This window comes from Brevundimonas sp., from assembly GCF_041648055.1.
Classification (GTDB): domain Bacteria; phylum Pseudomonadota; class Alphaproteobacteria; order Caulobacterales; family Caulobacteraceae; genus Brevundimonas.
In genome coordinates this window covers 1-9,752 of record NZ_JBAZPS010000020.1, presented here as the reverse complement: position 1 = coordinate 9,752, position 9,752 = coordinate 1, and the positions used below count along the sequence as shown (strand labels likewise).

Below are 9,752 nucleotides of genomic sequence, written 5' to 3'. Positions count from 1 at the left end.
ACACCAACATCCCGAACTCGCCGCCTGACATCCGCCAAGCCGCCACCGTTAGACCTCAGGAATGAGGGGTCCTTATTCGACGCCGATCACACCGCTAACGGGGTCCCTTTTCCACGCCGATCCACAATCAACGTCAGCATCTCAAAATCTGCATGTTTTTCAATGAGTGAGCATGCTCGGGCAGACGAGGGGAACCTCTGGAAAACTCGGATAGGTTGCCTTGCCAAGGTTGGGGTCGAGAGTTCGAATCTCTTCGCCCGCTCCAGTCGAGATTGCTAAGGCAATCAAGAGGTTAGGCAGGGGCGGTCCTTCGGGATCGCCCCCCTCCTTTTTTCCCGCCGCTACCACCCCGCTACCAAAAACTTTTCGGGCGTCTAGCGCTGGCTTGCTACTATCGGGTGAACTTCCATGAAATCCGCTGGACTCTGCTGAAAAAGCGAGCCGCCGTGTCCGCGAACGGTGGGTGGTGAACAAAATCGTGAGCACACTTGAAGTGGCAGCGCTCAATGCGCTTTTCAGAACCGCGCCACCCAGCACGTTCACATCGGTTGTCTTGCGCTTCACGCAATGTCGTATGCACACAGCCGATCGGTTCTGAAGGCCGAACCCCACACATTGCCGGACCAAGCGGGCGGACATATTTGACGAGTATGGCCATGCTATAGGCCAATGATCGACGATGCGCGCCATCGACTAAAGGGCTTCCGCCTTCAGGCGCGCGACGATCCTCATCTGGACGGCAGGCCTATGCCGGACGCGCAATCGCTTCACACCCTTCAACTGATCCGCAAGGGCGTACTTGCGGTCGGCATCCTGGCGGTTGTCATCCTGGCGGTCTTCACGGGGGAAAGGCTCTGGTCAGATGCGGTGCATGCGGGCTTTCGGGCCGCCGGCCTCGTGATGATCGGGATCGCCATCGTTGGACGGGCCTGGTGCTCGCTCTATATCGGAGGCCGCAAGGCCGCCGAGATAGTGGATCGCGGCCCTTATTCCGTAACCCGCAACCCTCTCTATCTGTTCAGCTTCATCGCGGCGCTCGGTATGGGTCTTCAGACCGGCAGTCTGGTTCTGGCGGGGCTGTTCGTGCTTGTGGCTGTAGGTGTCTTCTTCGCCACGGTGAAGCGTGAGGAGGCCTGGCTTCAGGCCCGCTTCGGCGAAGCCTACAGTGAGTATCGGCGTCGCACGCCCCGGTTCTGGCCGCGGCTCTCGGCCTGGCGAGACCTTGAGACGCTTCAGATCCGACCAGACCGGTTCGTGATGACCCTGAAGGACGGTTCGGTCTTTCTTCTGGCCGTACCGATTTTCGCCTTCGTGGCCTGGCTGCAGTCGAAGGGCTGGGTGAATGCCGTCATCACGCTGCCCTGAGCCAATGACACCGGTACCGGCAACCACAAACGGGCGGCCTCCAAGCCTGGCTGTTCACCGCGAGAGTCCGGCATGAGCACCTACACCGTGTTTCCATTCAAGTCGTCCGGCGTTGCGCCGAGCGTCTACTGGATCGAACAGGGCGACGATGTCCTGGCGGCGGCTGAGGGCCTGAGGCTGCTGGCCGACCACCAAAGCGCCGTCCGCGTGACGGTCTGGCGAGGGGAGGCCCTGGTCTTCAGTGGTCCCTCCGCCGAATGCGCCGCGTGGCTCTCGAGCGAGCCTCAACGCCGCTCAGACTGTCCGGCGATCTCCCACCCGGACCAACTCTGCAGCACAGACTGCGGACGACTGCGCCTCGATGTTGGCTGACGTCTGTCTTGGACAAGACGTCAACGGTTCGGGGGCTGCTGCCCCGGTTGCCTCTTCTCCGTCAGCGCCCCGGGACCTTCGCCAGCCTCTGGTCGTCGTCACCCAGACCTTGACCTGAATCAAGGTGTCGTCGCGCACCCGACCTAAGGTGCGTGTGGCTCGATCGGGGCTGCGACGGGTTTGATGATGTGGACGTGACATGGCCCGGCCTCGATCAGGATGAGGCCGACCGACGGCTCCTGTCCGCAGGTCCGAACATCCCTTCTCCTGTGCGCGCCCGCAGCCTGGGCAGGATTCTGCTTTCGACCCTGCAAGAACCGATGTTCCTGCTGCTGGTCGTTGCGGCCGGGCTGTATCTGTTTCTGGGCAGCCTCGCCGAGGGTCTCTTTCTGACCCTTGCCGCGGTCGGGACGATCAGTCTGGTCGTAGTGCAGCAAGCGCGGAGCGAAAGCGCTATGAAGGCGCTGCGCGACCTGTCCGAACCGACCGCCAGGGTCATGAGATCCGGTGTCGCGTGCACGCTCGCCATCGACCGGCTGGTTCAGGGCGACATCCTGCTGGTGAGCGAGGGCCAACGCCTGCCCGTCGACGGTCGCCTGGTCGATGGCGACGTGCTGAGCGTGGATGAGTCGACCCTGTCGGGAGAGTCCGCCCCGGTCATCAAGACCGTGCGCCAGGCGATCTCGGATCCGGACGGCGCCGGCGACGCCGTGTTTTCCGGCACGCTCGTCGTGTCCGGCCAGGGCGTGGTCGAAGTGCTGGAGACCGGGCCGCGGACGAGATTGGGTCAGATCGGAACCTCGCTGGCCGCCATTGCGCCTGACCGGACGCGACTGGAGAGGTCGACTGGACGCCTGGTCGCCCTGTTCGGCTTTCTGGCGGTTGTGCTCAGCGCCACGGTCGTCCTGGCCTACGGGCTGATGCGGGGCGACTGGATCGAAGCACTTCTCGCAGGCATCACCGTCGCCATCTCGCTCATTCCCGAGGAGTTTCCGACCGTCCTTGCCGTGTTCATCGCGCTGGGCGCCTGGCGTCTGGCGCGCCATCAGGTTCTGGTGCGGCGCGGCGCGGTGATCGAGACCCTGGGATCCGCCACCCTTCTGTGCGTCGACAAGACCGGCACCCTGACCGAGAACCGGATGTCGGTGGCCGAGGTCTGGGTCGAAGGACAGAGTGTCGACGCTTCGGCGGGGCCTTTGCCGCCTGATGCCGGTCTGGTCCTAGATGCCGCTGCATTGGCAAGCGCGTTGCAACCGACCGACCCGATGGACCGCGCCATTCGCGAGCGGTCGCCATCGACGGGCGGCGGGACCGTGACCCGGGCCTGGCCGCTCGAAGCTAAGCGGATGGCTGTGATCCAGACATGGCGGCTTGCTGACGGCAAATCGGCCGCCGCGGCGAAGGGGGCGCCCGAGGCGATCTTCAGCCTGTGCAAGGCGTCGGAGAAGACCCTGGCGCCGGCAAGAGAGGCTCTGGATGCGATGGCGGCCAGAGGGCTCCGCGTCCTGGCTGTTGCAACGGTCCGTCAGGTCGATGCTGGATTCACCGATCCGGATCAGGCCCCCTTCATCTTCAGCGGGCTGATCGGCTTTCTCGATCCGGTGCGAGAGGATGTGCCGGGAGCCTTGCAGGAGGCGCGTCGCGCCGGAATCAGTGTGGCGATGATCACGGGCGACTACCCCGCTACCGCGCTCGAGATCGCGCGACAGGCCGGCGTCGATGTGGACCCTGGCGTGATGACGGGAGACGAGATCGCGGCTTTGTCGCCCGCCGAACTTTCGGAACGCATCCGCACGGTCCGGGTCTTCGCCCGCATCCAGCCTCAGCAGAAGCTGGCGCTGGTCCAGGCCTTCAAGGCGGATGGCGAGATCGTCGCCATGACGGGAGACGGGGTCAACGACGCGCCTGCGCTCCAGGCGGCCGATATCGGGATCGCCATGGGAAAGCGGGGGACGGACGTCGCGCGCGAGGCGGCCGACATCGTGCTGATGGACGACAGTTTCGGCGCCATCGTCGGCGGGGTCCGCCTGGGCCGCCGGATCTTCGCCAATCTTCGTAAGGCGCTGACGTTCATCGTCGCCGTTCATGTGCCGTTGGCCGGTCTTGCTCTGATCCCGATCCTGATGGGCGCGCCGCCCCTGCTTTTCCCGGCCCATGTCGTCTTTCTTCAGCTGATCATCAGTCCGGTCTGCTCCCTGGTCTTCGAGGCGGAGCCCAGCGAAGGCGACGCGATGACGAAGCCGCCCCGTTCCGATACAGCGTCGCTGTTTGGTCCGCGCCAGATCGCGTTCGGGGCCCTGCAAGGGGTGGTCATCCTGTCCGGGGTGCTCGGCTTCTATGTCTGGATGCTCGCTCAGGCGCCGGAAACGGAGGCTCGCGCCGCCGCCTTCATCGCCCTTGCGATCGCGAACATGGTGCTGGCTTTGACGGACTCGGCCACCTCGGGCGTGTCTCTGTTCGATCCACACCGCCGGATCTTCTGGCTGATTTGCGCCAGCGCGGTGATCGTTCTGGGGGGCTGCGTGTCCGTGCCGTTCGTCGAGGATCTGTTCCGCTTTGCCACGCCGTCTGGCGACGCTCTCCTCTTGGCCATTGCCGTTGCGCTCGTCAGCGGAGGCTGGGCCGGCCCCTGGCGGTGGATCGTTCAGCGGGCGCAAGCCACGCCCGGCCCGCTGCGGGAAGCGGGGCCCGTCGTGGCCGGCTGATCCGTCCAGTCCTTGATCTGCCTGAACGACGGACCGCGCCGCGGTCAGGCTGACGTCAGGTTTTCCAACCAGCGTCCATTAAACGGAGGTTTCTATGACCAGCACGGCTCCGAAGGCGATCAGGATCATCAAGACCTGGGACTGGGGCGTCCGCCTGTTCCACTGGCTCCTCGTGGCCGCGATCGCGCTCGCCTTTCTGTCCTCAGAGGAGGGCAGCGCCCTGTCACCCTGGCACGGGTCAGCGGGCTGGGTGGCGGCGATCCTGATCGCCTTCCGGCTCCTCTGGGGTTTTGTGGGCGGGGAACACGCACGCTTCGCAAACCTGATCCGTCCGTCGCGGATGGCGGGCCATGTGAGAGGACTGTTCGCGGGGCGGGTTCATGCATCGCTGGGCCACAACCCGCTGGGCGGGATCGCTGTGATTGTGCTTCTGGCCCTCGTCGCCGCGACCACCTTCACCGGCATCACGGGCGGCGAGGGCGGGCATGAGGCCATCGCCTACATCCTTCTGGCTATGATCGCCCTGCACGTCGTCGCGGTGGTGGCCATGTCGTTCTTGACCCGGGACAACCTGATCGGCGCCATGATCACCGGCAGCAAGAAAACCACTCACTTTCCTAGTGCCTTGGATGCCACCCCGCCGGCGCGCTTGGCCGTTCCCCTCGCCGTTCTCGTCGTGGCGGGGTCCGCCTATGCCGCGACCCGCATCGACCCGCAGGCCTTCACACCGGGCGCGCATGGCGAAGCCGGCGAAGGCGGTGACGGCGGCGAAGCCGGGGAAGCGGACGAAGACTGAACCGGCTTGAGCACAGCCGGGCTAGATGACGGTCCCGAACAGGTGGCCGATGCCGGCGGTCAAACCCATGGCGAAGGCCCCCCAGAAGGTGACGCGAACGATAGCCTTGGCGATACCGGCGCCTCCGACCCTGGCGCCGATGCCGCCCAGCAGGGCCAGCCCGACGAGGGCTGAGCCCGACACCAGGGCGACGAGCAGCGATCCGGGGGCCACGACCACCATCGCCAGCGGCAGGACCGCTCCCACCGAGAAGGTTGCCGCCGAAGTCAGGGCGGCCTGGATCGGGCGCGCCGCCGTATGTTCCGATAACCCCAGTTCGTCCCGCGCGTGCGCCCCCAGCGCATCATGGACCATCAGCTGGCGCGCGACTTCCAACGACACATGCGCATCGACGCCCCGGCTGCGATAGATCGCGGCCAGTTCGCGGGTCTCGGCATCGGGGTCAGCATCGAGCTCGGCGCGTTCGCGTGCCAGATCGGCCGCCTCCGTATCGGCCTGCGAGCTGACCGAAACATATTCGCCCGCCGCCATCGACATTGCGCCGGCGACCAGGCCGGCAACGCCCGCGACGAGGATTCCGGTCTTGCTGGTCTGGGCGGCGGCGACGCCGACGATCAGACTGGCAGTGGACACAAGCCCATCATTGGCCCCCAACACAGCGGCGCGGAGCCAGCCGATCCGGGAGACCAGGTGGCGTTCGGGATGGCGCTCAAGTCGGCTCATGATTGGGTCTCGGTGGAAGGGGAAAAGACGAGGATCAGTTCGGACCGATCCGGCCGGGTCTCGATCCATCCACCATGCGCCGCCATGATGCGCGAGACGATAGCCAATCCCAGACCCGCGCCGCTTGTGCTGGCGTGATCTCCACGGCGATAACGTTGGCTGAGGTCAGCAAGGCGCTCCGGCGTCAGTCCGCCCCCGCCGTCGCTCACCGAAAGCCTCGCGCCCGGGCCGGCCGTAACCGTCACCGTTCCGCTGGACGGCGTCACCCGCAGCCCGTTCTCGACCAGATTTCTAAGCGCGGCGCCGATGGCCTCTCGGCGACCTTTGACTAAGACGTCACCATTGAGTTCCAACGCCACCGACTTGTCGTCCGCGACGGCGAGAGGGGCATACTGCGAGACGATTTCCGTAGCGATTTCGGCCAGATCAACCGAAGTTGCCGACACAGGAGCCGCCGCCTGCGCGTCCAGCTGCGCCAGCACCAGAAGCTGATCGACCAGTCGCGACATCGCCGAAACATCCCGTTTCAACCGCTGGCCCTCGGGCGATTCGAGCCGATCCAGCTCGAGCGCGAGCACGGCCAGCGGCGTTCGCAGTTCATGGGCGACGTCGGCGGCAAAGGCTTCCTGACGGGTCGCGGCTTCATCGAGACGCGAGAGCATACCGTTGACGGCGTCGGCGAAGCCCGTCGCCTCGGCCGGAAAGTCATGCACATCGACCCGGAAACCCTTGTCGGCGGCCTGGGCCGCCTCAATCCGCGCGCCGGCGAGGCTCAGCGGCCGCAGGGATGACCGGATCACCCAAAGCGCAGCCAGGGTCATGGGCACGATCAAGACGAGCATGGGCACCACGACATGGTCGGCGACCTCGTTCGCGATCCCCGCAAACTGGATTTCGTCCCGCCTCGCGCGGGACGACAGGCCGTATTCGACCCCGACGAATAGCAGCAGGATGAAGCCCCCGATGACGCTCATCAGCGCAAACCCGAGCATCAGGCGCTGGAAGATAGAGGGGGTGCGGGTCAAGCGACGGCGTCCCGCATCAGATAGCCCAGCCCACGGACGGTGTGCAGCATTCCTGTGCACCCCGCATCGTCGAGCTTGCGACGAAGTCGGGAGACCGCCACCTCGACGGCATTGGGCGTGACCGGCTCGTTGAATGCATAGAGCGATTCCTCCAACGACCCCCGGGTCACGACCGAACCCGCCCGACGCATCAGCGTCTCCAGAAGGTCGCCTTCACGGCGGGAGAGTTCGATCGGCAGGTCACCGTGCGCGGCCTGGCGCGACGCGACGTTAAAGGCGAGCGCGCCGACGTGAAGCACCGGCGTCATCCGCTGACCGGGCCGCCGCAGGATCGCGCGACACCGCGCCGACAGCTCCGAAGCCTCGAATGGCTTGACCAGATAGTCGTCCGCGCCGGCGTCCAGCCCCGTAACCCGATCGTCGAGCCCCCCGCGCGCGGTCAGCACCAGAATGGGCGTCAGGTCGGTCGCGCGCCGCAGGGTCCTGACCCAGTCGAGCCCGTCGCCATCCGGCAGTCCGAGGTCGAGGAGGATCAGATCGTAGGTCGCGCTGGCGACCGCCTCCGCCGCGCCCTCGATGTCCTGACGCCAGTCCACGACGAAGCCGTCGCGGGCGAGCCCTTCGCTCAGGAGCTCGCCCAGCCGGACCGTGTCTTCAACGAGGAGGAGACGCATGATCGACATCCGTTCCGCTGGCGGCGCGTTTCCAGCCGGTCACCATCGACATGACCAGATTTTCGCGGTGGCGCCAGCTTTCCACGAGGGCTGCGACGACATGCAGGATCGCAAGCGCCATGATGGTGTTGGCGGCGGTCTCGTGAGTGGCCTCAAGCCAGGGTGCTCCCCAGAAGGCATCGAGTCCCATCATCCAGCCGGTGACGCCGCAGGAGAGCGACAGGAGGATCAGAGCGATCATCATCAGGCCGCCTGCAGGATTGTGACCGATGTAGCGCGGCTCACGCCGCTGGATCATGGCCGTCAGGTAGCCGGCGAGGCGACGGGGGCCGGCAATGAAGTCGGAGAACCGCGCATGCTGCGGACCGACAAAACCCCAGACCAGCCGGATCGCGATCGCCGCGACGATCACATAGCCGACGTATCGGTGCACCGCCTTCAGCTCACGAAACACAGTCAGGTTGGCGACGATCCCTGTGACAAGGGTCCAGTGAAACAGTCGAACGACCGGATCCCAGACCTTGGTGCGCTTGGGTGTCTCCGCAGGGGATGGGGCGAGTGACCCATCCCCAAGAACCACGGTTGCCTTGGTCACTGCGCTCAATCCTCGTTGTTCTGGACCACGGCGCCAGTCACTGGGTTGAAATAGACCTCGGCGCGACGGCCATTGGCGGCGCGGGCATAGATCTCGTAGCAGCTGCCGCTGACCTGAAAGACGCGGATGTTGGTGTAGCCGAGTTGGGCCACACGAGCCCGCATCTGGGCCTCGGTCAGCCATTGGGCGCGGGGCGCGGTGGTGCAAACCGGGCCGGCCGAGACCGAGGTCGCAAAGCCGGTCATGGCCATGCCTACGGTAGCGGCGAGGGTCAGGGCGATGCCCGAAGGAATCAGGAACGTCTTCATGGGGAGCCTCGAGAAAGCTGGACTTGTCGCCGGACGACATCACCCGGTGACGCCAACCTGACGTCCGAAGCTGACGGCGACCTGACGGCTGGGGCGACATTCAGTCCGAACGTGAGCGGCCGGGTGATTTCATTTCGTCAGGCTCCGGTCAGCCTTCGGGCCGAGACAGCACCGGCGCATCGGGCGCATCCCAGACACCGGAGCCTTCCCATGACCCTCAAGATCTTTCTGACCACCGCCGTCGCCGTCGCCCTTTCGGCCGGAGCGGCATCCGCTCAGGACCTGAACCCGCAGACGCGGGCCAATCTGGAAGCCGCCATGCATGGCGAGGCCTTCGCCAACCTCAAGTATCTTCGCTACGCTGAGGTCGCCCGCGAGAGCGGCAATGCCGAACTGGCCCAACTGTTCGAAAGCTCCGCCAACGTCGAGGCCAACGAGCATTTTGCGCGCGAAGCCGACGCCCTGAAGCTGGACGGGACCAACGAGGCCAATCTGGTGGATGCGATGGCCGGGGAGCAGTACGAGAACGTCACCATGTATGTCGGGTTCGCAGATCAGGCCCAGGCAGCGGGCGATACGCGCGCTGCAGCGATGTTCCGGCAGATCGCCTCCGACGAAGGTGATCACTACGAACGCTATCGCGCCGCAGCTGAACGCCTCCGTCAGGCCCGCTAGACTGTATTGCGCTGCTCCCTTCGTCACGAGCGGACGAGGGGGGCACAGGCGTGGGTAGACCTGTGGCTGTATGACCTATTCCCGGTTTCTGCAGTCTTTGGTCTGGACGCCAGCGTCGGCCCGCCCATCCCACGGTCGTGAACGTCTGACGCCTTGTGGTCGGCCGGTCCTGCCGTACATCTCGAAGACCCTTAGGTCAGAGATGCTCACCGAGACCGAAGCCGTGGCGGACAACCGACCATAGCGCGTTCGCTTTGGTAGCGGATCCACTCCTCCATGTTTCCGCAATGAGCTGTCGTTTTATTGGTGATTAAAGGCGACGTTCGGCACATCGAACGGATAGCCCCTGTCCTTGAAGGGTGGTTACACAGGGTCTTTGTAAGCGCTTAGGCTCAGGACCCATTGATGTGATGTGCTCGATCTGATTCAGGCTCTGTAAGGAGACTGGATATGAGCGACCTCTATTGGCTGACGGACGAGCAGATGGCGCGGCTGCAGCCGCACTTCCCCAAGA

General features: G+C 65.2%; 11 protein-coding genes. 5 read left to right on the top strand and 6 right to left on the bottom strand.

Annotated elements, in window-relative coordinates:
• Nucleotides 1-159: 159 nt before the first annotated feature.
• Entirely contained in the window at nt 160-564 is a 405-nt protein-coding gene (locus WC585_RS17025; RefSeq protein WP_373259195.1) for a hypothetical protein, read from the bottom strand.
• A gap of 105 nt (nt 565-669) precedes the next feature.
• On the opposite strand from WC585_RS17025, the gene WC585_RS17020 reads away from it, so the two are divergent.
• The 4 genes from WC585_RS17020 to WC585_RS17005 all read left to right on the top strand — a co-directional run bounded on the left by WC585_RS17020 (nt 670) and on the right by WC585_RS17005 (nt 5,238).
• Nucleotides 670-1,365, top strand: a complete 696-nt coding sequence (locus WC585_RS17020) for an isoprenylcysteine carboxylmethyltransferase family protein (protein WP_236261165.1) — start codon at nt 670-672, stop codon at nt 1,363-1,365.
• 72 nt (nt 1,366-1,437) lie between these two features.
• Nucleotides 1,438-1,737 (top strand): hypothetical protein, encoded by a 300-nt coding sequence (locus WC585_RS17015; protein ID WP_201098243.1) that lies wholly within the window; start codon nt 1,438-1,440, stop codon nt 1,735-1,737.
• A 194-nt stretch (nt 1,738-1,931) separates the two neighbouring features.
• A complete protein-coding gene (locus WC585_RS17010) occupies nt 1,932-4,442 on the top strand; it encodes a cation-translocating P-type ATPase (protein WP_373259192.1) in 2,511 nt (836 codons plus the stop codon).
• A 94-nt stretch (nt 4,443-4,536) separates the two neighbouring features.
• The gene (locus WC585_RS17005) at nt 4,537-5,238 is read left to right on the top strand and encodes a cytochrome b/b6 domain-containing protein (RefSeq protein WP_373259190.1); all 702 of its coding nucleotides are present in this window, start codon (nt 4,537-4,539) and stop codon (nt 5,236-5,238) included.
• Between the two features lie 21 nt (nt 5,239-5,259).
• Here the strand turns inward: WC585_RS17005 and WC585_RS17000 are convergent, their stop codons facing one another.
• The 5 genes from WC585_RS17000 to WC585_RS16980 are packed head-to-tail and all read right to left on the bottom strand — an operon-like array spanning nt 5,260 to nt 8,563.
• Nucleotides 5,260-5,961 (bottom strand): VIT family protein, encoded by a 702-nt coding sequence (locus tag WC585_RS17000; RefSeq protein WP_201098238.1) that lies wholly within the window; start codon nt 5,959-5,961, stop codon nt 5,260-5,262.
• On the bottom strand, nt 5,958-6,986 hold the full coding sequence (locus WC585_RS16995) for an ATP-binding protein (RefSeq protein ID WP_373259188.1): 1,029 nt from the start codon (nt 6,984-6,986) through the stop codon (nt 5,958-5,960). The genes WC585_RS17000 and WC585_RS16995 overlap by 4 nt, the downstream gene beginning before the upstream one ends.
• Nucleotides 6,983-7,660 (bottom strand): response regulator transcription factor, encoded by a 678-nt coding sequence (locus WC585_RS16990; RefSeq protein ID WP_236261163.1) that lies wholly within the window; start codon nt 7,658-7,660, stop codon nt 6,983-6,985. Before WC585_RS16990 ends, WC585_RS16995 begins: the two co-directional genes overlap by 4 nt.
• A complete protein-coding gene (locus WC585_RS16985) occupies nt 7,641-8,255 on the bottom strand; it encodes a cytochrome b/b6 domain-containing protein (RefSeq protein WP_307417609.1) in 615 nt (204 codons plus the stop codon). Before WC585_RS16985 ends, WC585_RS16990 begins: the two co-directional genes overlap by 20 nt.
• Nucleotides 8,256-8,260: 5 nt before the next feature.
• Nucleotides 8,261-8,563, bottom strand: coding sequence for a PepSY domain-containing protein (locus WC585_RS16980; RefSeq protein ID WP_236261161.1), 303 nt, complete (start codon nt 8,561-8,563; stop codon nt 8,261-8,263).
• A gap of 210 nt (nt 8,564-8,773) precedes the next feature.
• Between WC585_RS16980 and WC585_RS16975 the strand changes: the two genes are divergently transcribed.
• The gene (locus WC585_RS16975; RefSeq protein WP_201098234.1) at nt 8,774-9,238 is read left to right on the top strand and encodes a rubrerythrin family protein; all 465 of its coding nucleotides are present in this window, start codon (nt 8,774-8,776) and stop codon (nt 9,236-9,238) included.
• The last annotated feature ends 514 nt before the right edge of the window (nt 9,239-9,752 follow it).

Bases quoted from the DNA above. Each gene is read 5' to 3' on its own strand.
- WC585_RS16975 (WP_201098234.1), top strand. From the start codon at position 8,774: ATGACCCTCAAGATCTTTCTGACCACCGCCGTCGCCGTCGCCCTTTCG.
- WC585_RS16990 (WP_236261163.1), bottom strand. From the start codon at position 7,660: ATGCGTCTCCTCCTCGTTGAAGACACGGTCCGGCTGGGCGAGCTCCTG.
- WC585_RS17005 (WP_373259190.1), top strand. From the start codon at position 4,537: ATGACCAGCACGGCTCCGAAGGCGATCAGGATCATCAAGACCTGGGAC.
- WC585_RS16980 (WP_236261161.1), bottom strand. From the start codon at position 8,563: ATGAAGACGTTCCTGATTCCTTCGGGCATCGCCCTGACCCTCGCCGCT.
- WC585_RS17000 (WP_201098238.1), bottom strand. From the start codon at position 5,961: ATGAGCCGACTTGAGCGCCATCCCGAACGCCACCTGGTCTCCCGGATC.
- WC585_RS17015 (WP_201098243.1), top strand. From the start codon at position 1,438: ATGAGCACCTACACCGTGTTTCCATTCAAGTCGTCCGGCGTTGCGCCG.
- WC585_RS17020 (WP_236261165.1), top strand. From the start codon at position 670: ATGATCGACGATGCGCGCCATCGACTAAAGGGCTTCCGCCTTCAGGCG.